Annotated in this window: 28 protein-coding genes; 19 read left to right on the forward strand and 9 right to left on the reverse strand. The window is 62.9% G+C overall.

The window, feature by feature from the left end; translation table 11 throughout:
- Positions 1–12: 12 nt before the first annotated feature.
- Together RCH91_RS18265 and RCH91_RS18270 are read right to left on the reverse strand one after the other, a co-directional pair.
- The gene (locus RCH91_RS18265) at positions 13–375 is read right to left on the reverse strand and encodes a response regulator (protein ID WP_306536423.1); all 363 of its coding nucleotides are present in this window, start codon (positions 373–375) and stop codon (positions 13–15) included.
- Entirely contained in the window at positions 353–1,999 is a 1,647-nt protein-coding gene (locus tag RCH91_RS18270; RefSeq protein ID WP_306536424.1) for a sensor histidine kinase, read from the reverse strand. The genes RCH91_RS18265 and RCH91_RS18270 overlap by 23 nt, the downstream gene beginning before the upstream one ends.
- A gap of 226 nt (positions 2,000–2,225) precedes the next feature.
- On the opposite strand from RCH91_RS18270, the gene RCH91_RS18275 reads away from it, so the two are divergent.
- Entirely contained in the window at positions 2,226–3,185 is a 960-nt protein-coding gene (locus RCH91_RS18275; protein WP_306536425.1) for a DUF523 and DUF1722 domain-containing protein, read from the forward strand.
- 90 nt (positions 3,186–3,275) lie between these two features.
- Here the strand turns inward: RCH91_RS18275 and pcnB are convergent, their stop codons facing one another.
- Positions 3,276–4,652, reverse strand: a complete 1,377-nt coding sequence (gene pcnB, locus RCH91_RS18280; RefSeq protein ID WP_306536426.1) for a polynucleotide adenylyltransferase PcnB — start codon at positions 4,650–4,652, stop codon at positions 3,276–3,278.
- 113 nt (positions 4,653–4,765) lie between these two features.
- Between pcnB and RCH91_RS18285 the strand changes: the two genes are divergently transcribed.
- The 6 genes from RCH91_RS18285 to RCH91_RS18310 all read left to right on the forward strand — a co-directional run bounded on the left by RCH91_RS18285 (position 4,766) and on the right by RCH91_RS18310 (position 9,862).
- Positions 4,766–5,122, forward strand: coding sequence for a nitrous oxide-stimulated promoter family protein (locus RCH91_RS18285; protein WP_306536427.1), 357 nt, complete (start codon positions 4,766–4,768; stop codon positions 5,120–5,122).
- Positions 5,123–5,219: 97 nt separating this feature from the next.
- The gene (locus tag RCH91_RS18290; RefSeq protein WP_306536428.1) at positions 5,220–5,966 is read left to right on the forward strand and encodes an ATP-binding protein; all 747 of its coding nucleotides are present in this window, start codon (positions 5,220–5,222) and stop codon (positions 5,964–5,966) included.
- 123 nt (positions 5,967–6,089) lie between these two features.
- Positions 6,090–6,695: a peroxiredoxin gene (locus RCH91_RS18295; RefSeq protein WP_306536429.1), complete on the forward strand. Its 606-nt coding sequence runs from the start codon at positions 6,090–6,092 to the stop codon at positions 6,693–6,695.
- A gap of 68 nt (positions 6,696–6,763) precedes the next feature.
- The gene (locus RCH91_RS18300; RefSeq protein WP_306536430.1) at positions 6,764–8,998 is read left to right on the forward strand and encodes a DNA polymerase domain-containing protein; all 2,235 of its coding nucleotides are present in this window, start codon (positions 6,764–6,766) and stop codon (positions 8,996–8,998) included.
- 73 nt (positions 8,999–9,071) lie between these two features.
- Positions 9,072–9,488, forward strand: coding sequence for an exosortase system-associated protein, TIGR04073 family (locus RCH91_RS18305; protein ID WP_306536431.1), 417 nt, complete (start codon positions 9,072–9,074; stop codon positions 9,486–9,488).
- Positions 9,485–9,862, forward strand: coding sequence for an exosortase system-associated protein, TIGR04073 family (locus RCH91_RS18310; RefSeq protein WP_306536432.1), 378 nt, complete (start codon positions 9,485–9,487; stop codon positions 9,860–9,862). Before RCH91_RS18305 ends, RCH91_RS18310 begins: the two co-directional genes overlap by 4 nt.
- 92 nt (positions 9,863–9,954) lie before the next feature.
- On the opposite strand, the gene RCH91_RS18315 is transcribed toward RCH91_RS18310, so the two are convergent.
- Positions 9,955–10,206 (reverse strand): hypothetical protein, encoded by a 252-nt coding sequence (locus tag RCH91_RS18315; protein WP_306536433.1) that lies wholly within the window; start codon positions 10,204–10,206, stop codon positions 9,955–9,957.
- A 314-nt stretch (positions 10,207–10,520) separates the two neighbouring features.
- Here RCH91_RS18315 and RCH91_RS18320 point away from each other — a divergent pair, with 314 nt between their 5' ends.
- From RCH91_RS18320 to gpmI, 12 genes are all read left to right on the forward strand, one after another.
- Positions 10,521–13,049, forward strand: coding sequence for a TIGR03960 family B12-binding radical SAM protein (locus tag RCH91_RS18320; RefSeq protein WP_306536434.1), 2,529 nt, complete (start codon positions 10,521–10,523; stop codon positions 13,047–13,049).
- Positions 13,039–14,541 (forward strand): ribonuclease G, encoded by a 1,503-nt coding sequence (rng, locus tag RCH91_RS18325; RefSeq protein ID WP_306536435.1) that lies wholly within the window; start codon positions 13,039–13,041, stop codon positions 14,539–14,541. Before RCH91_RS18320 ends, rng begins: the two co-directional genes overlap by 11 nt.
- 27 nt (positions 14,542–14,568) lie before the next feature.
- A complete protein-coding gene (locus RCH91_RS18330) occupies positions 14,569–14,871 on the forward strand; it encodes a Rieske (2Fe-2S) protein (protein WP_306536436.1) in 303 nt (100 codons plus the stop codon).
- 77 nt (positions 14,872–14,948) lie between these two features.
- Complete coding sequence (gene rplU, locus RCH91_RS18335) at positions 14,949–15,257, forward strand: 50S ribosomal protein L21 (RefSeq protein ID WP_306536437.1); 309 nt, start codon at positions 14,949–14,951, stop codon at positions 15,255–15,257.
- A gap of 77 nt (positions 15,258–15,334) precedes the next feature.
- Entirely contained in the window at positions 15,335–15,592 is a 258-nt protein-coding gene (rpmA, locus tag RCH91_RS18340) for a 50S ribosomal protein L27 (protein WP_306536438.1), read from the forward strand.
- 88 nt (positions 15,593–15,680) lie between these two features.
- Positions 15,681–16,697, forward strand: a complete 1,017-nt coding sequence (gene obgE / locus RCH91_RS18345; protein WP_306536439.1) for a GTPase ObgE — start codon at positions 15,681–15,683, stop codon at positions 16,695–16,697.
- Between the two features lie 10 nt (positions 16,698–16,707).
- A complete protein-coding gene (gene proB / locus RCH91_RS18350) occupies positions 16,708–17,829 on the forward strand; it encodes a glutamate 5-kinase (protein WP_306536440.1) in 1,122 nt (373 codons plus the stop codon).
- Between the two features lie 29 nt (positions 17,830–17,858).
- Positions 17,859–19,115 carry a glutamate-5-semialdehyde dehydrogenase gene (locus RCH91_RS18355; protein WP_306536441.1) on the forward strand — a complete coding sequence of 419 codons (1,257 nt, stop codon included), beginning with the start codon at positions 17,859–17,861 and terminating at the stop codon, positions 19,113–19,115.
- Positions 19,116–19,127: 12 nt separating this feature from the next.
- Complete coding sequence (gene nadD / locus RCH91_RS18360) at positions 19,128–19,778, forward strand: nicotinate-nucleotide adenylyltransferase (protein ID WP_306536442.1); 651 nt, start codon at positions 19,128–19,130, stop codon at positions 19,776–19,778.
- The gene (rsfS, locus tag RCH91_RS18365) at positions 19,768–20,163 is read left to right on the forward strand and encodes a ribosome silencing factor (RefSeq protein WP_306536443.1); all 396 of its coding nucleotides are present in this window, start codon (positions 19,768–19,770) and stop codon (positions 20,161–20,163) included. The genes nadD and rsfS overlap by 11 nt, the downstream gene beginning before the upstream one ends.
- A complete protein-coding gene (locus RCH91_RS18370; RefSeq protein WP_306536444.1) occupies positions 20,160–20,621 on the forward strand; it encodes a 23S rRNA (pseudouridine(1915)-N(3))-methyltransferase RlmH in 462 nt (153 codons plus the stop codon). Before rsfS ends, RCH91_RS18370 begins: the two co-directional genes overlap by 4 nt.
- A gap of 33 nt (positions 20,622–20,654) precedes the next feature.
- Positions 20,655–22,193 (forward strand): 2,3-bisphosphoglycerate-independent phosphoglycerate mutase, encoded by a 1,539-nt coding sequence (gpmI, locus tag RCH91_RS18375; protein WP_306536445.1) that lies wholly within the window; start codon positions 20,655–20,657, stop codon positions 22,191–22,193.
- 96 nt (positions 22,194–22,289) lie between these two features.
- Here gpmI and RCH91_RS18380 read toward each other — a convergent pair whose 3' ends face one another.
- The 5 genes from RCH91_RS18380 to RCH91_RS18400 all read right to left on the reverse strand — a co-directional run bounded on the left by RCH91_RS18380 (position 22,290) and on the right by RCH91_RS18400 (position 26,310).
- Entirely contained in the window at positions 22,290–22,709 is a 420-nt protein-coding gene (locus tag RCH91_RS18380) for a TraR/DksA family transcriptional regulator (RefSeq protein WP_306536446.1), read from the reverse strand.
- An 87-nt stretch (positions 22,710–22,796) separates the two neighbouring features.
- Entirely contained in the window at positions 22,797–24,134 is a 1,338-nt protein-coding gene (rimO, locus tag RCH91_RS18385; RefSeq protein ID WP_306536447.1) for a 30S ribosomal protein S12 methylthiotransferase RimO, read from the reverse strand.
- A gap of 33 nt (positions 24,135–24,167) precedes the next feature.
- Positions 24,168–24,653: a YajQ family cyclic di-GMP-binding protein gene (locus RCH91_RS18390; RefSeq protein WP_306536448.1), complete on the reverse strand. Its 486-nt coding sequence runs from the start codon at positions 24,651–24,653 to the stop codon at positions 24,168–24,170.
- A 19-nt stretch (positions 24,654–24,672) separates the two neighbouring features.
- Positions 24,673–25,401: an outer membrane lipoprotein carrier protein LolA gene (locus RCH91_RS18395; protein WP_306536449.1), complete on the reverse strand. Its 729-nt coding sequence runs from the start codon at positions 25,399–25,401 to the stop codon at positions 24,673–24,675.
- 93 nt (positions 25,402–25,494) lie between these two features.
- Entirely contained in the window at positions 25,495–26,310 is an 816-nt protein-coding gene (locus tag RCH91_RS18400) for an outer membrane lipoprotein carrier protein LolA (RefSeq protein ID WP_306536450.1), read from the reverse strand.
- Positions 26,311–26,323 lie beyond the last annotated feature (13 nt).

Genomic DNA, 26,323 nt, shown 5'->3' on the forward strand with positions numbered 1-26,323 from the left:
CACCTCGCCATCTCACTTCCCTTTCTTCGCCAGAACGCGCTTGACCTCCTCCTTGAGTTCCGTCAGGTCGCTGGATTTCACCACGTAGCCATCGGCGAGCCAGGCGGAGAAATCATCCTTGAAGCAGGAGAAGGCGGTGCAGAGGATCACCGGAAGGTTGTGCCGCTCCTTGACGATTTTCTGGAGGAGGTCGAGGCCGCTCTCGTTCTTGAGCTTGATGTCGAGGACGATCAGGTCGAATTCGCTCTCCTTGATCCGCTCTACCGCCTCGGCGGCGGTGGCGGCGGTCGCCACCTCGTGCCCTTCGTCCGCCAGCTCCTGTGAATAGAGCAGCCTGATGCCGCTTTCGTCGTCAACCACCAGCAATCGTGCCATGTTGCGTCTCCTCCCTGTTCACGGGTAATTTGATGATATACCGGGTCCCACCCCCGGCAGGGGTGCTGACCTCGAAGATGTTTCCGTGCTTCTCCATGATTGTCTTGCAGATGGCGACGCCGAGCCCTGATCCCAACTCCTCGGTGGAGCCGAAGGGGGTCGTCATGGCCTCGATGCTCTCCGGGCTCAGGGGCACGCCGCTGACCCAGACCTCCACCACGATCCAGCCGTTCTCGCGAAGGGTTTCGGCCCTGATCTCCCCCCCCTCCGGCATCCGTTCCATGGCCGTATTGATGATGGTCCGCACACAGTAGGCCACCTGCTTGTAGTCGATGCGGGCGGGGGGAATACTGGCTTCGAGACGGAGCCGGCAGGCCACCCGCCGCTCCTGGAGGCGCCCGTTCAGCTCGCGGCAGACGGAGCTCACCAGCTGGTTCACGTCCCAGGTATCCAGAGTCGGGTAGAGGGAATCGGAATAGTTGAGAATGTCCTCCAGGACCTCCTCCAGCTGGCGCGCCTCCTGGCCGATGGACTCCAGGTATTCCCGCTTGGGGTCGTCCTGGGCTGCCCCCCGAAGGAGCGTCCGGGCAAAGCCGCCGATGATCATGAGGGGGTTGCGGATGGAATGGGCGATGCTGGAGGTGATCTTCCCCACCAGCGCCATACGCTCCATCTTCACGATCAATTCCTGCTGCTCCTTGAGCTTCACGTTGGCGGCCGTCACCTTGAGAAGCTCCTCCTGGAGCCGCTCGTACAGGGAAGCCCGCTCGATGGCAAAGGCCACCGAAAAGGCGAAGGTTTCCAGGGACTGTACGTCCTGGGGGGTGATCTGCTTGTGGGTGATGCAGTTGTCGGAGATGATCACCCCGATCCGGCGGTTCCGGGAGATGAGGGGGGTGATCAGAAAAGTGTCCACCCCCAGTGCCTGGACCAGGGAGTGGTCGCAGTCGGGGTTATGGAAGGCGTTCTCCACAAGGATCGGCCTTTTTTCCCGCAGGGACCGGACGAGAACATGGTTCTGATCCGCCAGGGGAATGGTCATCCGCTCCAGGATGTCGTGGAACTTCTGCTTCTCGGAGGTGAGCTTGGTCTGGTAGAAGTCCTTGGCCATCTCCTTGAGGGTGAAATCGCCCTGCTGAATCTCCTGCCAGATCCCCCACGCCTCGCCGTAGTCCCGGGGGCCCACTCCCAGGTAGCCCCGGAGGAGCTTCCGCTCCTTGTCGGCCAGCAGCAGGAACGCCCGGTTCATGCCGAACCCCTTGCCGGCGGTGATGGCGGTCATGACCACCGAAAGGACTTCGTCCAGGTCGACGGAGGTCTGGAGAACGAGGCTGATTTCGTGCAGGAACTTGATTTCCCGATCCCGGCTGTCAAGGAAGCTTCCCATGGACTGGAGCCTTCCCCGCTGCTCCTGAACCTCGCCGACGAGGAACGGAACCACTGCCCCCAGGGGGTGTCCCGTCTCCTGGAGTTTCAGGATATCGTTGCGGAAGTTGGGACAGTCGATACATTTTTCAAGGACCCGCCGCTGGTAGGAGGTATAGAGAACCTCCTCCCCCTCGCCGATATTGGGGCATCCCCCCGGTTCCACCACTTCCTTGTGCCAACAACAGACCAAATCCACTAAATTTCTCCCGAAGGGCTTGATTTACAAGCATCAGACGGCACAATTATATCAGCCGACGCCTTCTTTTCAAGACCGGTCAGCCACCGTCCGCGATCTTTATTAATTAACCTTTTACTCTGAAAACCCAGAAAGAAAGAGTGAAGTGCACATACACCTTCATGAGATATCATCGGCACAACGCGGCAGTTCATGAATCTTTTTTTTGAAAGGAGCCGTTAGCGCCATGACCATGACCACTCCTTCCCCCATCAAGATCGGCGTCAGCTCTTGCCTCCTGGGCGAAAAAGTCCGCTACGACGGCGGCCATAAGCACGACCGCTACATCACCGACACCCTGGGCCGGTTCTTCCGGTTCGTTCCGGTCTGTCCCGAAGTGGGGTGCGGCCTGCCGGTCCCCCGGGAGGCCATGCGGCTGGAGCGCGACGGGGAAGGCGTCAGGCTCGTCACCAACAAAACCCACGTCGACCACACCAACCGCATGCTCTCCTGGTGCGCAAAGCGGGTCACAGAACTGGAGCGGGAGGACCTCTGCGGCTTCATTTTCAAGAAGGATTCACCGAGCTCAGGACTCTTCAACGTCAAGGTCTACAGCACGGGTATGCCGGCAAAAGTGGGACGAGGGCTCTTCGCCAGGGCGGTGACGGAGCATTTTCCGCTCCTCCCCGTGGAAGAGGAGGGGCGGCTCCACGACATGGGGCTCAGAGAGAACTTCATCGAACGGGTCTTCGCCTACCGGCGCTGGAAGGACCTCCTCAAAGGGGGAAAAACCGTGGGGCGGCTCGTGGAGTTCCACACGGCCCACAAGCTCCTCATCATGGCCCACAGCCCCGCAATCTACCGGGAGATGGGGAAACTGGTGGCCCACGGCAAGGAGATGCCGCGCGACGAACTCTTTCACCGTTACCAGGAGCTTTTTCTGAAGGCCCTCGCCCTCCACGCCACGGTACGCAAGAACACCAACGTGCTCCAGCACATCGCCGGCTACTTCAAGAAAGAGCTGACCCCCGAGGAAAAGGGAGAGCTCCAGGAGGTGATCGGGGAGTACCATCAGCGGCTCGTGCCGCTTATCGTGCCGGTGACGCTCCTGCGGCACTATATCAGGAAGTACGGGCAGGACTATCTTCTGAAGCAGGTCTACCTGAGCCCCACTCCCCAGGAGCTGATGCTGAGGAATCATGTGTGATTCCCCTGTGCCGCAGGGACGACGCAGGGGTCCCCCCACAACGGGTCATGGTGAATGCATGGCGAACAAAACCGGCGAGCTTGGCGGCACTCAGGCGGGAGCGGGCTTGCGCCTTTTTCCCCGGCGCCGGCGGCGCTTTGCGGACTTCTCCTCCGTTTCACCAGTCCCCGGTTCCACCGGCGGCATGGTGTTGTCACGGCTGTACCGCTCCCACCAGGCGAGAATCTTCTCCCCTTCCCCCGTCACCGCGCACCGGCAGCGCAGATAGGCCAGGGCCTCGGCGAAGCATGACCGGGCAAGCACCCCCTGGGGCCGCTTCCCCGGTATCTTCGCGAGGCGGTGCTGGAGCAGCAGAATCTCCCGCATGGCGAGGCCAATGCGCTGGGGAATGGCAATGATCGGCCCCTGCTCGCCGAGAAACCCGGCCAGGGCCTCATTGACCGCGTCCGTAACCTGCATCCCGGCCGTCATTAGCTCCTCTGCTCGCTCCTCCACGTACTCGCCGAACATGAGTGCAAGAAGCAGCGGCGGCGACACCGGCTCCCCGCTCCCCACTTGCCCGTCCACCCATTCCAGGGCCTTGCCGATCTGGGAGTGGGGGAAGCCATCGCTCTCCCTGTCGAGCCAAGCGCTGAAACCGGGGAAGAGATAACCGAAGAGCCCGGCCTGGCGCAAGAGCTGGTAGACCCGCTCCCCTTCGCCCGAGAGGAAGAGTTTCAGCACCTCCTCGTAGAGCCGGGGCGCCGTGGCCCGGGTAATGGCAGGAGCCAGCTCCCGGAGTGCCCTCCAGGTGGCCTTCTCCACGGTAAAGCCCAGGATGGCGGCAAAGCGCACCGCCCGGATCATCCGGACCGGGTCTTCGATGAAGCGGACCACGGGGTCGCCGATGGTCCGGATCACCCCGTTGCGCAGATCCTCCATGCCCTTCGCAAAGTCGATGATGGAAAAGTCGGCGATACTGTAGGCCAGGGCGTTCACGGTGAAGTCCCGGCGCAGGGCGTCCTCTCCCGGCGTCCCGAAGACGTTGTCCCGCAGGACCATCCCCTCATCGCTCACCACGTGCCGCGGCGCCCGGGGACGTTCCCCGTCGGCCGGCACAGCCTCCACTGCCGCCGGCGCCGTATCCGCCTCCGCCAGTTCTTCGGGCGCCAGGGCCCGAAAGGTGGCCACCTCGATGATCTCGTCCTGGTAATGGATGTGGGCGAGCCGGAACCTGCGCCCCACCAGGCGGCAGTTGCGGAAGAGGCGTTTCACCTGGTTGGGGGTGGCGTCGGTGGCAACATCGAAATCCTTGGGCTCCCGCCCCAGGAGGAGGTCCCGGACGCATCCCCCCACCAGGTAGGCGATGTAGCCGTTGTCCTTGAGCCGGTAGAGGACCCGGAGGGCGTTGGGGCTCACGAGGGAGCGGGAAATGGGATGATCGGGGCGGGGGATAATGACGGGTTCACTGTTCATAGGGGGTTTCATAGCACAGAACGGGGGGAAAAGCAAAAAGGCCCCTGCCGGTACGGTTTTGGCGAAAGCGCGCTTTTTTGACATGGGTCATGACAAACGCGGTCCAGCTGCCCTATTATGGCCCCATGAAAACGTTCACGAACAAGCAGCTGAAGGATGTGAGGGTACTCGTCGACTTCGTCAGGGTCTACTGCCATGCCCGCCACAATCGCTCCCTCCGGACACTCCTTGACCTGCCGCCGGAGTTGCGGCACCGCTATTCCAGGGGAGTGGAGCTCTGCCCCGACTGCGCCGGGCTCCTGGCCCACGGCATCCAGAAGCGCCGCACATGCCCCCTGGACCCGAAGCCCTCGTGCAAGCACTGCCGTGTTCACTGTTACAGCAAGGAGTACCGGGCGAAGATCCGGGAGGTCATGGGCTTCTCTGGGCGGAGGATGATCATGCGGGGGAGGCTCGACTACCTCTGGCACTTTTTTTCCTGAAACAGCCAATTCGTAGGGGCGGGGTCACCCCGCCCAGGGCGCGGAAACCGCGCCCCTACAGAAGATTCCTAAAATGAACCAATAGAGGAGCAAGACCATGATCCGGAAAATCGTTACCATCGACGCGGAGAAGTGCAACGGCTGCGGCCTCTGCGTCCCCGCCTGCGCCGAAGGGGCCATCTCCATCGTAAACGGCAAGGCGGTCCTCGCCGCCGACAACCTCTGCGACGGCCTCGGGGCCTGCCTCGGCGACTGCCCCCAGGACGCCATCCGCATCATCGAGCGGGAAGCGGACGAGTTCGACGAGGCGGCAGTGGATAATCACTTGAAAAGGATCGGCCGCGAACCAGCCCACCACGAGCCCCCTGCCCCGCAGCCCCACGGGCACCACGCCGGCGGCGGCTGCCCCGGCTCCCGGGCCATGAGCTTCGCGAATCCCGAGCCCGCCGGCGAACAGCCCGCGGGGGTAGCGATCGCCAGCCGGCTCCGCCAGTGGCCCGTGCAGCTCCACCTGGTCCCCACCACGGCCCCCTACTTCCAGGACGCCGACCTCCTCATCGCCGCCGACTGCGCGGCCTTCGCCCACGGCGACTTTCACCGGGAGTTCCTGGAGGGAAAGGCTCTGGTCATTGGCTGTCCCAAGCTGGATGACAACAACGCCTATCTCCAGAAGCTGACCGAACTGTTCAAGGTCTCTTCCATCAAGAGCATCACGGTCCTGCGGATGGAGGTCCCCTGCTGCGGAGGCATCGTCATGGCGGCCCGCCAAGCCCTGGCCGCCAGCGGAAAGGATATCCCCTTCAGGGAAGTGACCATCGGCATCCAGGGGGATGTGAAGGGGTAAATCCACCTTCAAAAGATAAACAGGATTCTTTTTATCTTTTTTCGTTGACAAGGCGCCCATCGGCTGGTATCCCTTTCTCTGTCAATTCAATTTATTCAGCCGCACGAAAGGAGAGACCATACCATGTGCATGTGTACCCTTGTCACCAAAGAGGCCCCTGATTTCGCCGCCGACGCGGTTCTGCCCGACAACACCTTTGCCACCATCAAGCTGTCGAGCTATCGCGGCAAATACGTTATCCTGTTTTTCTATCCCCTGGATTTCACCTTCGTCTGCCCCTCGGAGATCCTCGCCTTCAACAAAAAGCTGGACCAGTTCAAGGCCAAGAACTGCGAGGTCATCGGCGTCTCCGTGGACTCCAAGTTTACCCACCTGGCCTGGAAGAACACCCCCCTTGAGGACGGCGGCATCGGCAACATCCAGTACCCTCTGGTGGCCGACCTGAAGAAGGAGATCGCTACCCAGTACGGAGTCCTGTTCGAGAGCGCCGGCGTTGCCCTGCGGGGGCTCTTCCTCATCGACACCAAGGGGGTGGTCCGCCACGCCGTCATCAACGACCTCCCCCTGGGGCGGAGCGTTGACGAGGCCCTGCGGATGCTCGACGCCCTCCAGTTCGTGGAAACCCACGGCGACCAGGTCTGCCCCGCCAACTGGAAGGAAGGTGACGAGGCCATGAAACCGACGGCCGCCGGCGTCGCCGACTACCTGGCGAAGCACGCCGCAGGGTAGCCTTACGCGGCTACAAACGAAAGGCACGGTCCCAAGACCGTGCCTTTTTTGTCTCCCCGAGGGCCGCCATGGCCGAGCTCCGCCTCACCGACAATCCCATCCTGTCCGGCGCCGACCCCACGGAAGGGATCGTTGCCGCCGAGCTGGCGGGGCGCTTCATCCGCCTCTTCATCCGCACACCTGACGGTGTCGTCTTCCGGGACTCCCCCTTCCACCCCTTCATCCTCCTGGAGGACCCGGCGCTCCTGGCTGACTTTCGGAGCACCGTCCACCTCCGCCCCCTCGCCGGCCCCGGCGACTACCGCCACCTGGCCCTCTTCAACGACTGGTCGGAATGCCTCGCCGCCCGGGATTTCCTCGCGAAACGGACGGGCCATACCCCCTCGGCACCCGACGCCCCCTACCTCTTTCTCTCGGACCCGGTTCACCAGCACCTCCTCCTCACCGGCGCCACCTTTTTCAAGGGGCTTGAATTCACCCAGTTGCGCCGCCTGGCCCTGGACATCGAGACCGCCTGCGCCGAGGGATTCGAGTTCTCCAACCCGGCCCGGGAGGAGGACCGCATCCTCTCCATCGCCGTCATGGAGGAGGGGGGATACGAGGAATACCTGTCGGCCCACGAAATGTCCGAGCAGGCGATGCTGGAGCGGCTCACCGCCATCATCCGGGAGCGGGACCCGGACGTGATCGAGGGGCACAACCTCTTCCGCTTCGATCTGGAATACATCCGTGCCCGGGCGGCCCGGCACGGGGTCAGGCTCCGATGGGGACGCGACGGGAGCGAACCCCGGGTCCACCCCTCCCGGTTCACCGTGGCGGAGCGGATCATCGACTATCCCCGCTGGGACATCTACGGCCGCTCGGTCATGGACACCTACTTCCTCCTCCAGATCTACGACGTCTCCAGCCGGGCACTGGAGAGCCACGGCCTCAAGCAGGCGGCCATCCACTTCGGCTTCGCCGCCCCCGACCGGGTCTACCTGGACCGCCAGGCCATGGACGAAGCCTTCCGCACCGACCCGGAGGCCCTCAGGCGCTACAACCTGGACGACGTGCGGGAAACCCTGGCCCTGTCGCGGCTCCTCTCCTACCCCTGGTTCCTCCAGGCACGCATCTTTCCCTACTCATACCAGAACTGCGTCATCCGGGGTAACGCCACGCGGATCAACGCCCTCTTTCTCCGGGAATACCTGCGGCGGGGTGCCGCGGTCCCGAAGCCTTCCGGTGCCGGCGGGGCCTTTGAGGGGGGATACACCGACGTCTTCGAGACGGGCGTTCTCGGCCCCATCGTCCACTGCGACGTAGCTTCCCTCTACCCCTCCATCATGCTCGCCTACGGCCTCTCCCCCCAAAGGGAGCACCTGGGACTCTTCCTGCCGCTTCTGGCGGAGCTGCGGCAGTTCCGCCTCGCCGCCAAGGAACGCGCCCGAACAGCCACAGAAACCCACGAGCGCGACTACTTCAACGCGCTCCAGCAGACCTTTAAGGTGCTCATAAACTCCTTCTACGGCTATCTAGGGACCACCATCCACACCTTTTCCGATGTGGGCCTCGCCGCCGCGGTGACCCGCAGGGGGCGGGGGATGATCCAGGCCATGATCGACTGGCTCCGTCAGCGGGGAGCCCGCCCCGTGGAGGTGGATACCGACGGCATCTACTTCATACCGCCACCGGGGGTGGAGAACAGCGAGCAGGAGGAGGCCCTTGTCCGGGACCTCTCCACAACCCTCCCCGAAGGAATCGCGGTGGAAATGGACGGCCGCTACCGCGCCATCTTCTCCTACAAGATGAAGAATTACGCCCTCCTCGACCACGCCGGGAAAGTTACCGTCAGGGGAAGTGCCCTCCGCTCCCGGGGTATAGAGCGGTATCTGCGCGACTTCATGGCAGAGGCGATCCGGCTCCTGCTGCATGGCGAAGGGGGGAAAATCCCGGCCATGCACGACGACTGCATCCGGCGACTACGGGACCACCTCATACCCATCGAGGGCCTCGCCCGCACTGAAACCCTCGGCGAAGCGCCGGCCACCTACCTCCAGAAGGTCCGCCAGGGGAAGCGTAACCCGTCGGCCGCCTTCGAGATCGCCCTACGCGCCGAACGCCCGTTCCGGGCCGGCGACCAGATCAGCTACTACGTCACCGGACACGGGAAAGGGGTAACCGTCTACGAAAACTGCAAACCGGTCTCCCGCCACGACCCGGCACGGCCCGACGAGAACACCGAGCATTACATCGACAAGCTCAACCAGCTGATGAAAAAACTCGCGCCGTACCTACCCAAAGAGCCCACCCTCTTCGACTGAGGTCGCTTGCCACCTGCCTGTAAGTATGCTACAAGGGAAAGCAGGTCCCAACCTTGCCGAAAAAGGAGAATTTATGCGCGGTTTCGCATGGTTTCTTGCCCTGACGCTGACCCTTTCCTGCTCCACACCCCTCCTTGCCCAGGATGAACCGAAGGCAGAATTCATCGTGGAGAAGATGGCCTACAAACTGGCCCGGGGCGTGACCAATGTCGCCACCTCCATCGTGGAACTGCCGAAGCAGTCGTATCTGACCGTCCGGGACCGCGGGGACGTCGGTTACGTCATTGGCCCCCTCAAGGGGATCGGCATGACGCTGTACCGGGCCTTCATCGGCGCCACCGAGGCGGTCTTTTTCGCCGTCCCCCAGCCGGGCTATTACGATCCCATGATCGACCCCGATTTCGTCTGGAAGGGATGGGATGCTCCCGAGCGGACAACCGTGACTGAAAGCGGAGAGACGACCCCAGCCGCACAGGGTGATGTGCAATGAAACCGGCCCCGCTGATTGCCGGGGCCACCATGGCCGCCCTGCTCGTCCTCGGCCCGCACCGGCAGGCCCACGCCATTGGACCGAACTCCATCGACAGCGCCTCGGCCCAGGAGGTGGTGGACGGCATGGCCAACAAATTCGCCAGGGGCGTTGCCAACGCGGCGACGGGATGGCTGGAGTTCCCCAAACAGATCTATGTCACATGGCAGGAAGAAGGCCCGGCAAAGGGGTTGACCGTCGGACCGCTGAAAGGGGTGGGAATGACCGTGGTGAGGACCCTTGCCGGCGCGGGAGAGGCGGCCACCTTCTTCGTCTCCTGGCCCGGTTTCTTCGAACCGTACGTGGATCCACCCTATGTCTGGCAGGAAGAATAGTCCGGACAGTGGTCGGATCACCAAGCCGGCAACGTGGACACAAAAAAAGCCGCATCCGAAGATGCGGCTTTTTTGCGTCCTTAGGGGACTTGTTACTTCGCAGCAGGAGCAGCAGGAGCAGCCGGGGTAGCCGGGGTGGCAGCTTCTTCCTTCTTCACGGCTTTCTTGGCTTTCTTGACTTTCTTGGCCTTCTTGACCGGCTTCTCTTCTTTCTTCACTTCAGCAGCAGGAGCGGCCGGAGCGGCAGCAGGAGCGGCTTCTTTCTTTGGCTCGGTGGCGAAAACAGCACCGGCAAAGGCAACGGCTACAAGAGCAGCAACGATCGAGGAAACAACTTTTTTCATTACAACACCTCCAAAGGATATTTTGTTTTTTCCCTTAGGCAGGGAGCGTGCCACTGCGAAGCAAAATATCTAACGCTCTGAATTGACGTGTATTCAGGCTCAAGTTGCAACGAACGGACAGCGCAAACGGACAGATCTCGGCCCCATATCATCCAGTGATTACCGTATATGAGGCAACGCGTCCCGCCGGACCGAATGGGACAGCCAGGACGAACGGGGGGTCTTTTGCCTTGCCAAACGCCAACTCTTTCACTAGATTTATACATTTAACCTGTGCGGCAGCCTCCCTGTCGCCCCTCCATGGAGAAACCCCGGTGTCGCATAACAAGCTGTTAGCCATAGAAAAACCAGTCCGATACACGGGAGATGAAATCGGAACCCGTCCCAAGGAAGGGGCCGAACTCCGCTTCGTTCTCGCCTTCCCCGATGTCTACGAGGTGGGGATGAGCCACCTGGGGTTCCAGATACTCTACGACATCCTGAACGGGGAAGAGGGAATCGCCGCGGAACGGGTCTACACCCCCTGGCCTGACCGGGAGGCCCAACTGAGAAGTCTCGGCGAGCCCCTCGCCACCCTGGAGAGCCATACACCCCTGGCCCGGGCCGACATCATCGGCTTCACCCTCCAGTACGAGCTCTCCTACACCAATATCCTCACCATGCTCGACCTGGCCGGCATCCCCTTCCGGGCCGCGGATCGTGGAAATGAATTCCCCATGGTGATTGCCGGGGGCCCCTGCGCCTGCAACCCTGAGCCCCTGGCCGACTTCCTGGACGCCGTCCTCCTGGGAGACGGCGAGGAGGCGGTGGTGGAGATCGCCGCAGCCTGTCGAGAGCGAAAGCGGAACGGCGAGACGAAGCAGTGGCTCCTGGAGCGCCTTGCCGACATCGCGGGGGTCTACGTCCCCTCCTTTTTCGAGACCCGCTATAACGGTGACGACACCATCGACGCCATCACCCCCCTGCGGCCCGGCTACGACCGGGTACGGCGGCGTTTTCTCTCGAACCTGGATACGGCCCCCTACCCCACGGCGCCGGTGGTGCCGTTTCTCAAGACGATCCACGACCGGGTGAGCATCGAGATCGGCCGGGGGTGCACCCGCGGCTGCCGCTTCTGCCAGGCGGGCTACCTCTACCGGCCGGTGCGGGAGCGCTCCCCGGAAACGATCCTCCGGCTCGTGGAGGAGACGCTGCGGAATACCGGCTACGACGAGGTGTCGCTTCTTTCGCTTTCCACCGGCGACTACGGCTGCCTCACGCCGCTTCTGCGGGAGCTGATGGTGCGCTATGCCCACGAGAAGATCGCCGTGGCCCTCCCGTCGCTTCGGGTCGGCAGCCTCAGCCAGGAACTGGTGGAGGAGATCCGCAAGGTCCGCAAGACCGGCTTCACCCTGGCCCCCGAGGCGGGGAGCGAGCGGCTGCGGCAGATCATCAACAAGGGGATCTCCGAGGAGGACCTGCTCCGCAACGCCTTCGAGGCCTTCTCCAGCGGCTGGCGGGTCATCAAGCTCTACTTCATGATCGGGCTCCCCGGCGAAACCGACGAGGACCTCCTTGGCATCGCCGACTTGGCCCGCAAGGTGAAGCTGGAGGGGAAGCGGGCCGGCGGCGGCGAGGTGAACGTCTCGGTCTCCACCTTCGTCCCCAAGCCCCACACCCCCTTCCAGTGGGAGCCCCAGATCACCACCGAAGAAACCGTGGCAAAGCAGCGGTTTCTCCGGGACGAGCTCAAGAAGCGGAAACTCACCCTCAAGTGGCACGACGCCCCCCTCTCCTTCATGGAAGGGGTCTTCGCCCGGGGGGACCGGCGCCTGGGCGCTGTGCTGGCAAAGGCGTGGAAGCTGGGCTGCCGCTTCGACGGGTGGGGAGACCGGCTGAACAGCACTGCGTGGCGCGAGGCCTTCTCGGCCTGCGGCATGGACCCCGCCTTCTACCACCGTCGCCGGGGGCTCGACGAAGTCCTCCCCTGGGACCACCTGGATTTCGGCGTAACCAGGTCGTTCCTGCGGCAGGAGCTTGAAAAGGCCTGGGCAGGGGAAGCCACCGGTGACTGCCGCACCGGCCGCTGCACCGGCTGCGGAATCTGCGACTTCGACAGGATCGCCATGCGAACCACCGACCCGGCATGGCAGAAAAGCGGCACGTCACCTACCATGGCGCCCCCCGCCGCAGCCGACGCCAAGGTGACCATGCGGCTGCGCTACACCAAGACCGACGCTATGCGGTATCTGAGCCACCTGGAGATGATCGGCCTCTTCACCCGGGCCGTGGGGCGCGCGCGGCTCCCCATCCGCTTCTCCCAGGGATTCCATCCCCACCCCAAATTCTCGTTTGCCACCGCCCTTTCGGTAGGTGTAGAATCGTGGGCCGAGTATCTCGACATGGAGCTCGTTCCCGGCCCGACGCCGGAGGAGGTGCAGCACCGGCTCAACGCCGCCCTCCCCCAGGGGATGCGGATTATCGAGGCAGTCGTGGTCCCGCCGGGAACCCAATCCCTGTCGGTGCTCATGGACAAGGTCCGCTATCGGATCACCCTGCCGGAGAAAGCAGCCAGCAACCTTTCCGCCCGGGCGGAGGCCTTCCTTACCCGCGACAGCTTCCCGCTCCGCCGGGAAAAGAAGGGGCGGGTTCAGGAATACGATCTGCGCCACGAGCTGGCAGGGCTCACCGTCGATGGCCCAACGCTGGAGCTGACCATCGGCCGGGGCAAACCCCTCGAATACGCTGCCGCCATCACGGGGCTTTCGCCCGAAGAGCTGGCCGATGCCCGCATCGAAAAGCTCGACGTCCTCTTCAAAAAATCTTTGATTTCACCTATACAGGGTACCTGCAATGGCCAATGAACTGGTAATCAACACATCCTCCCACGAGACCCGCATCGCCCTCATCGAGAACGGCACCATCGCCGAGCTCTACATCGAGCGGAGCCGCGAGAAGGGGATCGTCGGCAACATCTACAAGGGGAAAGTCGTCCGGGTCCTCCCCGGCATGCAGGCGGCCTTCGTGGACATCGGCCTGGAAAAGGCGGCCTTCCTCTACGTGGCGGACGTCTTCGACGCCATGGAAGAGTTCGACTCCTTCATGGAACGAAGCGGGGAGGACGGAGACAGCGAACAGCAGGTGCTCCAGCCCCTTCACCCCATCGAGGAGCTCCTCCAGGAGGGGCAGGAGATCCTGGTACAGGTATCCAAGGAGCCCATCGGCACCAAGGGGGCGCGGATCACCTCCCACATCTCCCTTCCCGGCCGGCATCTGGTCTACATGCCCACCGTGGACCACGTGGGGATCTCCCGCCGCATCGAGGAAGAGGCGGAGCGGGAACGGCTCAAGGAGATCGTCGAACGTATGAAGCCCCAGAATGGCGGCTTCATCGTCCGGACCGCCGCCGAGGGGAAGAGCGAAGAGGACCTCGTGGCCGACATGCACTATCTGACCAAGCTCTGGGACGAGGTGGTGAAGCGCAACGAGAAGGGGCACGCCCCTTCCCTCATCCACGCCGACCTGGACGTGACCCAGAAGGTGATCCGCGACATCCTCACCGAGGACGTCTCCCGCATCGTGGTCGACTCCAAGAACGAGCACGACAAGATCGTCCAGTTCATCTCCACCTTCATGCCCAAGATGAAGTACTCCATGGAGCTCTACGACGACGAGGAGCCCATTTTCGACCATTTCGGGCTGGAGGTGGAAATCAGCCGGGCCCTGGGGCGCAAGGTCTGGCTCAAGAGCGGCGGCTACATCATCATCGAGCAGACCGAGGCCCTGACCGCCATCGACGTCAACACCGGCCGCTACGTGGGGAAGCACAACCTGGAGGACACGATCCTCAAGACCAATCTGGAATCGGTCAAGGAGATCGCCTACCAGCTCCGGCTCCGCAACATCGGCGGGATCATCATCATCGACTTCATCGACATGGAGAAGGAGGTGAACCGGGAGAAGATCTTCACGGCGTTGGAAGAGGCCATGAAGGCCGACAAGTCCAAGACCAACATCCTGAAGATCTCGGAGCTGGGCCTCGTGGAGATGACCCGCAAGCGGGTCCGGGAGTCCATCGGCAGGATGATGTGCGAGCCCTGCCCCTACTGCGAGGGGCGCGGCTACGTGAAGTCCAAGACCACCGTCTGCCACGAGATCTTCCGGGAACTGCGCCGGGAGATGCTCGACATCCGCGGCACCAAGGCGACCCTCACCGTCCATCCCCAGGTGGCAGACCTCCTCTACGACGAGGAACGCCGGGGGCTGGAGGAGCTGGAGAAAAAATTCAAGAAGCGGATCACCGTCCGGGCCAAGCCCGGTTTCCACCAGGAGCAGTTCGAGATCGCCATCAGCTGATATCATCTCTCGCAAGGAGGATTGCACATGGTATTCGCCGCCAAGGTTTCAGAAATCCCCGACTGGGGGAAAAAGGTCGTCACCGTCAATGGCCAGGAGATCCTCCTCGTCAAGGCCAAGGGAAGCGTCTACGCCTGCGAGACCGAGTGCCCCCACCAGGGAGCCCCCCTCTCCGGGGCCCTGGTCAAGGACGCCGAGCACCTCTCCTGCCAGCGCCACGGCTACCGCTTCAACCTGAAGACAGGCACCTGCAAGGAATTCCCCGAGTACACCCTCAAAGTCTATCCGGTGGAAGTCGTTGGCGACGACGTGATGGTGGGGCTGGAATAAAAATTCCTTGACTCATCGCGCTGTTCCGGTTAACCTTCCAAGCTCTTCAAAAAATTTGTGTAAAGGTGGTGAAGTACATGTACGCGGTAGTGAGAACCGGAGGGAAGCAGTACAAAGTTTCCGAAGGCGACTTTCTGAAAGTCGAGAAGCTTGAGGGGGCGGTAGGCGATACCATCGAACTCAAGGACATCCTGATGGTTGGCGGCGAAACGGTCAAAATCGGAACACCGTTAGTGCCCAGCGCCTCTGTGGTCGGCAAGATTGTCGAGCAGGGCAAGGACAAGAAGGTCCTTGTCTTCAAGTCCAAGCGGCGCAAAAACAGCAGGAAACTGCGTGGGCACCGTCAACCGAGAACCGTACTCAAGATCGAGAAGATCAACGGGTAATCAGCAACACGTATTTTGCAGCGACGGCCCGGCAGTCCTGACTACCGATACGGCAAGCCGTCAGGAGGTTTAACACCATGGCACACAAGAAAGGCGTCGGCTCCACACGGAACGGACGCGATTCGGAATCAAAACGACTCGGCTGCAAGAAGTACGGCGGCGAGAACGTCAAGGCGGGGAACATCATCTACCGCCAGCGTGGCACCCAGATCCACCCGGGCACCAACGTCGGCTGCGGCAAGGACTATACCCTCTTCGCCCTCATCGATGGCGTGGTGAAGTTCGAGCGACTGGGCCGCGACAAGAAGAAGGTTTCCGTCTACCCGGCCAGCTAAATGGTGGCGGGTCGCAAGAACCGAAGAGCCTGGGACTTTCGAGTTCCGGGCTCTTGTTGTTTCTTGAAACAGGATAGGGAAGACGACCATGCAGTTCATCGATGAAGTGAAAATCCACGTCCAGTCGGGACACGGCGGCGCAGGGTGCGTCTCCTTCCGCCGGGAGAAGTTCATCCCCTTCGGCGGCCCCGACGGCGGCGACGGCGGCAAGGGTGGAGATATAATCTTCACCGTCGACCCGAACCTCTCCACCCTCATGGATCTCCGCTACCGTCCCCACCTGAAGGCGGGGAGAGGGAAGAACGGCATGGGGAAGGACCGCCACGGCGCCAACGGCGAGGACCTCACGATACCCGTCCCTCCAGGCACCATAGTGAAGGATGCGGAGACGGGGGAGATCCTTGCCGACCTGATCGAGCCGGGACAGACCGTTATCCTCCTCAAGGGAGGCAGGGGTGGCCAGGGCAACGCCCGCTTCACCACCTCCACCAACCGTGCACCCAAGTTCGCCCAACCGGGGGAGGATGAAGAGGAGCGCTGGCTGCGGCTGGAGCTGAAGCTCATGGCCGACGTGGGGCTCCTCGGCTTCCCCAACGTGGGAAAGTCATCGTTCATCACCAAGGTTTCCGCGGCCCGCCCCAAGATAGCCGACTACCCCTTCACGACCATCAAGCCGAACCTGGGGGTGGTACCCTACAAGAACTACCGCTCCTTCGTGGTTGCCGACATCCCCGGCATCATCGAGGGGGCTTCCGAGGGGGCAGGGCTGGGACACCGGTTCCTGAAGCACGTGGAGCGGACCAACATCCTCCTCCACCTCATCGACCTCTCCTGGATTCCCGACCGGGACCCAATCCGGGAGTACGAGACCCTGAACCGGGAACTGGCACTCTTCAGCCCGGAACTGGCCAGGAAGGAGCAGATCGCCGTCATCAACAAGATCGACCTGCCGGTGGTCCGGGAGAACCTCCCGCCGGTTATGGCTTGGTTTCAGGAACGGGGCATCAAGGTGTTCCCCATCTCCGCCGCCACCGGCGAGGGGATCCCGCCGCTCCTGGACGAGATCGCCCGACACCTCTGGGGCGCAGCCGAGGAAGAGTGGTAAATTGGTACCAATGCGCTCTTCCATCCTAAAAAAAGTCAAACGGATCGTCATCAAGATCGGGAGCCGGGTCCTCACCGGCGACGAGAACGGCCTCGACCACGCCTTCATCGCCCGGCTTGCCGCCGAGACGGCAACCCTGCGCCGGCAGGGGCGCGAGGTGATCATCGTGTCGTCTGGGGCCGTGGCCGCCGGCCGGCGGGAGTTGGGCATCGAGGGGCGGCCGAAAAGCATCCCCCAGAAGCAGGCTGCGGCGGCCATCGGCCAGTCGCGCCTCATGCGGGCCTACGAGGAGGACTTCGGCCACTTCGGTCACAAGGTGGCCCAGATCCTCCTCACCCGTGACGATCTGGCCAACCGCCGCCGCTTCCTGAACGCCCGGGCAACCATCGACACGCTCCTCGGCTTCGGCGTCATCCCGGTCATCAACGAAAACGACACCGTGGTGGTGGACGAGATCAAGTTCGGCGATAACGACAACCTCTCGGCCCTGGTGACCAACCTGACCGAGGCCCACCTCCTGGTGATCCTGACCGATATCGACGGCTTCTACGACTCCGATCCCCGGGCAAACCCCGACGCGCAACTGATTCACCTGGTGAAGAGCATCACCCGTGAGACCGAACGGGCCGCCGGAGACAGCGGCTCCACCGTCGGCACCGGCGGCATGGTGACAAAGCTGGCAGCCGCCAAGAAGGCGGGGCAGTTCGGGGTGCCGACCCTCATGCTCAACGGCACGGTGCCGGGAATCCTCACCGAGGCCTTCGCCGGCCGGGAGGTGGGGACCCTCTTCCTCCCTGCCCGGGAGAGTCTCAACCGCCGCAAGCACTGGATCGCTCATACCCTTCGCCCCAGCGGCCGGGTCATCGTGGACGAAGGGGCCCGGACGGTCCTCTCCCGCCAGGGGAAAAGCCTCCTCCCGTCGGGGGTGGTCCGGGTGGAGGGTGAGTTCGACCGGGGGGCCTGCGTCCGTGTCTGCGGGACCGACGGCGCCGAGATCGCCCGGGGGGTGGTGGACTACTCTCATGCCGAGATCGAGCGGATCCTCGGTCACCGGAGTGGCGAGATCGAAGCGATCCTCGGCTACAGGTACGGGGACGAGATCATCCACCGGGACAACCTGGTAGTTTTGTAATGCCGACTACGCGCAAGGAGGTACCTTCCGTGACCATCGCTGAACAAATCCGCACCATTGCCGCCGACGCCCGCCAGGCAGCCATCGCCATGGCGAAGCTCCCCACCACGGCCAAGAACGACCTCCTCATGGCCATGTCCATGGCCCTCATCAACAACACCCCCCACCTGATCGAGGAAAACCGGAAAGACCTGGAGGCGGGGGAGAAAAAGGGGCTTTCCGCCGCCATGCTCGACCGGCTCATGCTGGATGAAGCGCGCGTCAAGGCCATGGCCGACGGACTGCGGGAAGTGGCGAACCTCCCCGACCCGGTGGGTGAGGTAACGCGGATGTGGAAGCGCCCCAACGGTCTCATGGTGGGAAAGATGCGGATTCCCCTCGGGGTCATCGGCATCATCTACGAGGCGCGCCCCAACGTGACGGCCGACGCCGCCGCCCTCTGCCTCAAGGCGGGGAATAGCGTGATCCTGCGGGGAGGCTCCGAGGCGATCCACTCCAATCTTGCCATCGCCCGCATCCTGGGTGGCGAGATGGAGCGGGCCGGCATCCCGAAAGCGGCCCTGTCGGTCATCCCCTTCCCGGAGCGTGAGGGGGTCTTGGAAATGCTCAAGCAGGAGGAGTTCATCGACCTCATCATCCCCCGAGGGGGCGAGAGCCTGATCCGCTTCGTGGTGGAGCACTCGAAGATCCCGGTCATCAAGCACTACAAGGGGGTCTGCCACGTTTTCGTCGACGCCTCGGCCGACTTCGACATGGCCGAGCGGATCGTGGTGAACGGCAAGGTCCAGCGCCCCGGCGTCTGCAACGCCCTGGAGACCCTCCTCATCCACAAGGACGTGGCCGAAACCTTTATCCCCCGCATCGCCCGCACCCTGACCGACCTCAAGGTGGAGCTGCGGGGCGACGACTGCGTCCGCCAGTTCGCCCCCCAGGCGAAGAAGGCCACGGAGGAGGACTGGCAGGCCGAGTACCTGGAACTGATCCTGGCCGTCCGGGTGGTGGACGACCTGGACGAGGCCATCGACCACATCAACGCCTACGGCTCCCTCCACACGGAAGCCATCGTCACGGGGGATTATCACAATTCCCAGCGCTTCATCCGGGAGGTAAACTCCAGCACCGTCCTCGTGAACGCCTCCACCCGCTTCGCCGACGGAAACCAGCTGGGCCTCGGTGCCGAGATCGGCATCTCCACCACCAAGCTCCACTCCTTCGGCCCCATGGGGCTGGAGGACCTGACGACCACCAAGTTCATCGTCTACGGCGACGGGCAGATCCGGGCTTAACCACGGAACGTTATGCGCGTAGCCATCCTGGGGGGCACCTTTAATCCGATCCACCATGCCCACCTCCGCATCGCGGAGGAGGTTCGGGACTCGTTCGCCCTTGACCAGGTCATCTTCATCCCCGCAGCGGCCCCCCCCCACAAGCCGATGGAGGGTGAGCTCCCCTTCCACGTCCGCTGCGAGATGGTCCGTCTCGCCACGGCAGACAACCCCTCTTTTGTCGTCTCCGACATGGAAGGGAGGCGGGCGGGAAAGTCCTACTCCATCGACACCCTCCGGGAATTGCGGCGGGAGCGCCCCGGCGACGAGTTTTTCTTCGTCATCGGCAGCGACTCGTTTCTGGATTTCGGCTCCTGGCACGAGTATGAGGCCATCTTCTCCTCGTGCAACATCGTGGCGGTGGAGCGTCCGGGTGCCGTCATCCGGGACCTGGCGGCGGCCCTCCCCGTTGCGATAGCGCCGCAGTTCTGCTATCATGCCGCCGAAAAACGACTCGCCCACCGCTCGGGATACTCGGTCTACTACCTGGCCGGCATCCCCCTGGACATCTCATCAAGCGCAATCCGCGGACTTGCCCGCAAGGGCCGCTCCATCAGGTACCTGGTGCCGGAACCGGTCGCGCGCTACATCACGGAACAAAGGATTTACACCCATGACCGATAAACTGACGCTCACCCCCCGTGAGCGGGCCCTTGAATGCGCCCGTCTCGCCCTCGACAAGAAGGCCCTCGACGTGAAGATCCTGGAGATCGGCCGCCTGTCATCCATAGCCGACTATCTCGTGCTCGCCTCGGGCCGCTCCGACAGGCAGGCCCAGGCCATTGCCGACTCGGTCAAGAAGGGGCTCAAGAAATACGGCAAGGCCATCGACATAGAGGGTCTGAAGGAAGGGAACTGGATCGTCATCGACTACGGCGACGTCCTTGTCCACATCTTCCAGGAGGAGATCCGTCACTACTACGACCTGGACGGCCTCTGGTCCGCGGCTCCCCAGGAGGAGATCCCGGACGCCTATCTCTGGGAAGGAAAAGAAGGAACTCCTGCGTGAAGCTGAAGGTCCTCTGGGTCGGCAGGACCCAGGAGGAGTGGGTGCGGCGCGGCATCGACGAATACGCCGGCCGGATCAGGCGCTACGCCCCCCTGGAGATCGCCGAGGCACGGGAGGAGAAGGGAGCCGCGGCAGAGGCCATGCGGGCCAGGGAGTGCGAGCGGCTGGAGAAACTGGTGCCGAAGAATGCCCGCCTTGTCCTTCTGGACGAGCGGGGCGACGGCATGACCTCCCCCCAGCTGGCGGCCTTCATCGCCAAGTGCCGGGACAGTGCAGTGCCTGAGATGGTCTTTGCCATCGGTGGCGCCTACGGCTTCGCCGACAACTTCCGGTCCCGGGCCGACAGGGTACTGGCCCTCTCGCAGCTCACCTTCACCCACCAGATGGTGCGGGTCATCCTCCTCGAACAGATCTACCGGGCCCACACCATCATCAACGGCGAACCCTATCACCACTAAAGATTTTCAATCCTCACCTTTTCCGGAGGAACCATGACCCGACCGCTCATGCTCATGATCCTCGACGGCTGGGGGATCAATCCCAGCGCCGAGAACAACGCCGTGGCCCTGGCCCGAACCCCGAACCTGGACTACCTCCTCGCCACCTATCCCTCCGCCGAGATACAGACATCCGGCATGGCGGTGGGGCTTCCCGACGGCCAGATGGGGAACTCCGAGGTGGGACACCTGAACATCGGCGCGGGAAGGGTTGTCTACCAGGATCTCACCCGCATAACCAAGGCGATTCAGGATGGCGACTTCTTCACCAACCCGGTCCTCCTTGAGTGCATCGCCAAGACGAAGAGCGCCGGAGGGCGGCTCCACCTGGCGGGGCTCCTCTCCGACGGCGGGGTCCACTCCCACAACACCCACCTCTATGCCCTGCTGGAGCTGGCAAAGCGCCAGGGAATCCGCGAGGTATTCGTCCATGCCATCCTCGACGGCCGCGACACCCCACCCAAGAGCGGCGCCGGCTACCTGGCCCAACTGGAAACGGAAATCTCCCGCATTGGAGTCGGCGCCATCGCCACGGTCATCGGCCGCTACTGGGCCATGGACCGGGACAACCGCTGGGAGCGGGTGGAACGGGCTTACAACGCCATGGTCCGGGGCGAAGGGGTTCAGCGGGCAAGCTCAACCGACGCCATCAAGGCAAGCTATGCCGCCGACGGGACCGACGAATTCGTGGAGCCGGCGGTGATCGTGCGGGACGGCGCGCCGGTGGGACAACTGCGGGACGGCGACGGCTGCATCTTCTTCAACTTCCGCTCCGACCGGGCCCGGGAGATCACCCGGGCCCTGGCCCTCCCCGACTGTCCGGACTTTGCGCGGCAATCGTGGCCAAAGCTCGCCTCCTACGTCTGCATGACCGAGTACGACGCAACCTTCGGCATCCCCATCGCCTTCGGCCCCGAGGAGTTGAAGAACATCCTCGGCGATGTCCTGGGCCGCGCGGGACTCAGGCAGCTGCGGATCGCCGAGACCGAGAAGTACGCCCACGTCACCTTCTTCTTCAACGGCGGCGTCGAGAAGCCCTTCCCCCATGAGGAGCGGTGCCTCATCCCCTCCCCCAAGGAGGTGGCCACCTACGACCTCAAGCCGGAGATGAGCGCCTACCTGGTCACAGAAGAACTCCTGAAGCGGCTTGAGAGCGATGCCTACGACGTTGTCATCGTCAACTTCGCCAACGCCGACATGGTGGGTCACACCGGCATGCTGGAAGCGGCTGCAAAGGCCGTTGAGGCGGTGGACAGCTGCGTGGGGCGCATCGTGACCAAGGTGCGGGAGAAGGGGGGCGCCGTCATCATCACCGCCGACCACGGCAACGCCGAGGTGATGGCGGACGATACCGGCGGCCCACACACGGCCCACACGAGCGAGCCGGTGCACCTGGTCCTCGTGGACGACAACAGAAAAGGGGCGCGGCTCCGTACCGGCACCCTGGCCGACATAGCCCCCACCATGCTGGAGATCCTGGGACTCCCCCAGCCGGCGGAGATGACCGGGAAGAGCCTCATCGTCCAATCTTGACGCTTTTTTGACTCTCCACCCATTCGCTGACAAAAAAAGGGCGCCGCACTGGATGCGACGCCCTTTTTCCGTTTTCCTGCCCGATATAACCGGCTGTTACCCTTCCTCTTCCTCGCCGAAAGAAATCTCCCGGTATTCCCGTTCTTCCTCGACGCGGCGGGTCTGGGCCTGGAGCTTTTCCATGTCCGACTGGCACCGGACGCAGAAGCGGGCAAAAGGCATTACCTTGAGACGCCCGAGGGGGATCTCCTCCTCGCACTCCTCGCAGATTCCGTACTCCCCCTCGGCGATCCGCAGCAGCGCCTCGTCGATCTGGCGCAGCTTGTCCCGCTCCCGGTCGTTGAGGAGGAGCCCCAGTTCGCGGTCGCGCTCGCTGGAAGCCTGGTCATAGATGTCGCCGGTGGGCTCGCTGGTGGCCGTCTCGGACCCCGACTTGATCGCCTTGTTTATCCCTGCCAGGATCTCGTCCTTGGACTTGAGGAGAAGAGCCTTCATTTCGTCTTGTTTTTCAACCATTTACATTACTCCATCGTGATAAGGTGGGCCCAAAGGTCCCGAAATGGTACTCAAAAACCTACGATTGTCAAGCAAAATCCAGGCCCATCACTCCTCAACGATCTCGCCGATGAGGTCGTAGTCGGACGAATCGGTGATCCTCAGCCGCACGATGTCCCCCACATTGGCGGTGCCGGCGGTGATGTAGACCTGCCCGTCGATGTCGGGTGCCTGCCGCGACGAGCGCCCCTTGAGAAGCAGATCGGTCTCGTCGCTGTACCCCTCAACGATGACCTCTTCCTCGGTGTCGATGAGGCGGCGGTTGCGCTTGAAGGAGAGCCGGGCCTGGACCTTCATGAGCTTCTTGTAGCGGTCGCGCTTGACCCGCTCGGACACCTGATCGTCCATCTCGGCGGCCGGGGTACCCTCCTCCCGGGAGTAGCAGAAGACGCCGAGGCGGTCGAACTGGGTCTCCTCCACGTAGGTAAGGAGCGTGCGGAAATCATCGTCGGTTTCACCGGGGAAGCCGACGATAAGGGAGGTGCGGAGGGCAATCTCGGGAATCTCGGACCGCATCTTTGCGATGAGCTCCCGGATCTGGGGCTCTGTGCTCCGACGGTTCATCCGTTTCAGGACCGGGTCGCTGATGTGCTGGATCGGGATGTCCAGGTACTTGCAGACCTTCGGCTCGGTCTTGATGATCTCGATGAGCCCGTCGGTGATCCCGTCGGGGTAGGCATAGAGGAGCCTGATCCAGCGCAACCCCGCGATCTTCGCCAGCTCGCGGATGAGTTCCTCCAGGGTCGGGGTTCCCGGCAGGTCGCGCCCCCAGGCGGTGATGTCCTGGGCGATGAGGTTGATCTCCTTGGTGCCGTTGGAAACCAGGGTCCGGGCCTCCATGAGGAGGTTGTCCAGGGGACGGGAGCGGAGGGCGCCCCGCAGGGACGGGATGACGCAGTAGGAGCAGCAGTTGGAGCACCCCTCGGCGATCTTCAGATAGGCGGTGTATGCGGGGGACGACTTGAGCCGCGGCAGGCTTTCGTCGAAGATGTAGTTGGGGTCGCTGATGTAGCGGAGCTGCTCGGCAACGCCACGCTTCGCGGCGATGATTTCGGCGATTCTCGGGTAGTCGGCGGTGCCCACGAAGATATCCACCTCGGGGAGCTCCGCTGCCAGTTCCTCCTGGTAACGCTGGGGGAGACAGCCGGTCACGACGAGGAGCCTGCAGCGGCCGTCGTGCTTGCGGTCGGCCAGATCGAGGATCGTGTCGATGCTCTCTTTCTTGGCATCGCCGATGAAGGAGCAGGTGTTGACGATGATGATGTCGGCCGCGTGCTCATCGGTAGTGATCTCGTACTGGTCCTTGGCCAGGCAGCCGAGCATAACCTCGGCGTCCACCAGGTTCTTCGGGCAGCCGAGGCTGACCATGCTTACTTTTTCCTTCATTAAATCGACTCCCTCTCCGCGCTTCTGTGGCGTCTAATCCCTGAAATTCACAAACTGCAGCTCAATCCCCAAGTCTTTCCCCTTGAGGGCCTGGATCGCCTCCTGCAGGTCGTCCCGGTTCTTGCCGGTAACCCGCACCTGGTCGTCCTGGATCTGCCCCTGGACCTTGAGCTTGGTATCCTTGATGACGGCCACGACCTCCTTCCCCTTCTCCTTGGAGATCCCCTGCTGGATGGTGACGATCTGCCGCACCATGCCGCCGGAGGCGGTCTCGGCCTTGCCGTACTGGAGGGCCTTTGGCGAAATCCCCCGCTTGATGAACTTGGACTGGAGAATTTCGACGATGGCCTTCAACCGGAAGTCATCATCGGCGAGGATCTTGAGCGAATCCTTCTCCAGGGTTAGCTCGCTCTTGGACCCCTTGAAATCGTAGCGCTGGCCGATCTCCTTGACGGTCTGGTTGATCGCGTTGTCCACTTCCTGCATGTCCACCTTGGAAACAATGTCGAATGAAGGCATCCTCTCCTCCTTTGCGTAGTTATTGGATCCCCCCCAGGGGGTTCTCTATCACTTCAACCCCCGGGGGGGCCGTGAAGGTGAAGAGCGAGGCCTTCACCCCCCGGTTTACCTTTACCTTGCTGAACTCGATTGCGGTCCGGTTCCCGAGCTGGTCGAAGACCACGGACGAGACGATGGGAAACGGCACAGTTGCCCGGCCACTCGCCAGATAGTCGTCAACGGCACGGCCCGACACGGTGAGGTGAAGCTTCTGGAAGGCCTGGCCCTGCTTCTTAGGCACAAGCTCCAGGAGGTAGTTCCCCCGGGCATCCTTCCCCTCCCCCACGAAGCGCGCCGTGAAGTCCCGGGAGACCTCTCCCATCCCCGTGAGGTACGACAGGGCCACCCCACCCCCTCCCGCGAAGAGGGAGGCGGCATCCATGGTCATCACCTGGCGGTTTTCGGGGAGGTAGTACCAGACGGTCTTCCCGTTGGAAATGATCTCCTGGCGGGGCTTGGTGTAGTTGAAGCGGAACATGGCCCCCGCTCCTGCCCCTTTTCGGATGAAAACCTCACCGGCGCCGGTCTGGGCCTTTTTAACCGAGGCCAGTTCGGATCGCTGGGTGAAGGAGGCCTGCAGGTCCCTGAGGGAGGCATACCCCTTCTCAAGGGCCGTAACCACATCAGTGACCGAGGCGGCAGCGGCGAAGGACGGGGCTATGGACATGGCTGCCGCTACAAGGCACGGCAGAAAACGACGAAGTATCATGGGCTCCTCCTGAGCGGTTGGTGCTGCATGCAAACAGCGGGGGCGGCATGATCCATACCGCCCCCGCCAACGAACCGTTACGAAATGCTGACCTCAGCGTTTCTGGGGTGGTTTCACCACTTGGACTCCCGGCGGAACGGCAAAGGTGAAGAGACTATCGCTCAGCATCATGTTCGTCCTCACGTTGCTGAATTCCATGAGGGTCGTGCTTCCCTGGTGGTCCACCATGGTGGTGGAGAGGATCGGAAACGGCCACTCCTGCCGCCCCAGGTTGGAGACAGTATTCACGGTGGTCCTTCCGCTCCGGACGTAGCTCAGGACCGCCTCCCGGGGAACGACGATGAAGAGCTTGGTGATGGCCGCAGTGGCCCGCCGGGGGGTCAACTCCAGCACGTAGTTGCCGGCGATGTCCTGCCCCTGGGGTGAAAAAACCACAAGAAAATCTTTCGAGATCCGCGGCAGCCCCTGGAGAAAGTTCGAAGCCCGATCCCGGTCGGGGTCGAAGGTAAAGGGATTGAAAACCGGCGTCACATCGCTCAGGATCACCTGGCGGTTCTCGGGGAGGTACATCCAGAGGGTCCGGCCGTCGGAGACAATCTCCTGCTTCAGGGGGCGAAAATAGTCAAAGCGGAACATGAGCGGCTCGCGGCTTGTTGCCGCCTTGAAGTACATCTGGCCGTCGGCCCGCATTTCCCGCTCCTTGCCGGCCATGGTCGAGCGCTGGAAGAAGTCGGCGGTCACCGTGGAGAGGGGGGGAAGGCCGGTATTCCTGTCCGGCTTGAACGACTTTTCCACCGTGTCGATGACGTCCTGGAGACCGGCGTTAACTGTCCCCACCGAAGCCGCCGTGGCGGGAAGCGCCGTCACGAGAAGCGCCAGGAATGCCGTGACCAGCCTGATAGCCTTCATGCACCCTCCACGT

Origin of the sequence: Geobacter sp. (assembly GCF_030834625.1) — a bacterium.
GTDB lineage: Bacteria > Desulfobacterota > Desulfuromonadia > Geobacterales > Geobacteraceae > Geobacter.

Excerpts from the sequence above, each read along its gene's own strand:
- RCH91_RS18265 (WP_306536423.1), bottom strand. The coding sequence starts at position 375 with ATGGCACGATTGCTGGTGGTTGACGACGAAAGCGGCATCAGGCTGCTC.
- RCH91_RS18275 (WP_306536425.1), top strand. The coding sequence starts at position 2,226 with ATGACCATGACCACTCCTTCCCCCATCAAGATCGGCGTCAGCTCTTGC.
- pcnB (WP_306536426.1), bottom strand. The coding sequence starts at position 4,652 with ATGAAACCCCCTATGAACAGTGAACCCGTCATTATCCCCCGCCCCGAT.
- RCH91_RS18285 (WP_306536427.1), top strand. The coding sequence starts at position 4,766 with ATGAAAACGTTCACGAACAAGCAGCTGAAGGATGTGAGGGTACTCGTC.
- RCH91_RS18290 (WP_306536428.1), top strand. The coding sequence starts at position 5,220 with ATGATCCGGAAAATCGTTACCATCGACGCGGAGAAGTGCAACGGCTGC.
- RCH91_RS18295 (WP_306536429.1), top strand. The coding sequence starts at position 6,090 with ATGTGCATGTGTACCCTTGTCACCAAAGAGGCCCCTGATTTCGCCGCC.
- RCH91_RS18300 (WP_306536430.1), top strand. The coding sequence starts at position 6,764 with ATGGCCGAGCTCCGCCTCACCGACAATCCCATCCTGTCCGGCGCCGAC.
- RCH91_RS18305 (WP_306536431.1), top strand. The coding sequence starts at position 9,072 with ATGCGCGGTTTCGCATGGTTTCTTGCCCTGACGCTGACCCTTTCCTGC.
- RCH91_RS18310 (WP_306536432.1), top strand. The coding sequence starts at position 9,485 with ATGAAACCGGCCCCGCTGATTGCCGGGGCCACCATGGCCGCCCTGCTC.
- RCH91_RS18315 (WP_306536433.1), bottom strand. The coding sequence starts at position 10,206 with ATGAAAAAAGTTGTTTCCTCGATCGTTGCTGCTCTTGTAGCCGTTGCC.
- rng (WP_306536435.1), top strand. The coding sequence starts at position 13,039 with ATGGCCAATGAACTGGTAATCAACACATCCTCCCACGAGACCCGCATC.
- RCH91_RS18330 (WP_306536436.1), top strand. The coding sequence starts at position 14,569 with ATGGTATTCGCCGCCAAGGTTTCAGAAATCCCCGACTGGGGGAAAAAG.
- rplU (WP_306536437.1), top strand. The coding sequence starts at position 14,949 with ATGTACGCGGTAGTGAGAACCGGAGGGAAGCAGTACAAAGTTTCCGAA.
- rpmA (WP_306536438.1), top strand. The coding sequence starts at position 15,335 with ATGGCACACAAGAAAGGCGTCGGCTCCACACGGAACGGACGCGATTCG.
- obgE (WP_306536439.1), top strand. The coding sequence starts at position 15,681 with ATGCAGTTCATCGATGAAGTGAAAATCCACGTCCAGTCGGGACACGGC.
- proB (WP_306536440.1), top strand. The coding sequence starts at position 16,708 with ATGCGCTCTTCCATCCTAAAAAAAGTCAAACGGATCGTCATCAAGATC.
- nadD (WP_306536442.1), top strand. The coding sequence starts at position 19,128 with ATGCGCGTAGCCATCCTGGGGGGCACCTTTAATCCGATCCACCATGCC.
- rsfS (WP_306536443.1), top strand. The coding sequence starts at position 19,768 with ATGACCGATAAACTGACGCTCACCCCCCGTGAGCGGGCCCTTGAATGC.
- gpmI (WP_306536445.1), top strand. The coding sequence starts at position 20,655 with ATGACCCGACCGCTCATGCTCATGATCCTCGACGGCTGGGGGATCAAT.
- RCH91_RS18380 (WP_306536446.1), bottom strand. The coding sequence starts at position 22,709 with ATGGTTGAAAAACAAGACGAAATGAAGGCTCTTCTCCTCAAGTCCAAG.
- rimO (WP_306536447.1), bottom strand. The coding sequence starts at position 24,134 with ATGAAGGAAAAAGTAAGCATGGTCAGCCTCGGCTGCCCGAAGAACCTG.
- RCH91_RS18390 (WP_306536448.1), bottom strand. The coding sequence starts at position 24,653 with ATGCCTTCATTCGACATTGTTTCCAAGGTGGACATGCAGGAAGTGGAC.
- RCH91_RS18395 (WP_306536449.1), bottom strand. The coding sequence starts at position 25,401 with ATGATACTTCGTCGTTTTCTGCCGTGCCTTGTAGCGGCAGCCATGTCC.
- RCH91_RS18400 (WP_306536450.1), bottom strand. The coding sequence starts at position 26,310 with ATGAAGGCTATCAGGCTGGTCACGGCATTCCTGGCGCTTCTCGTGACG.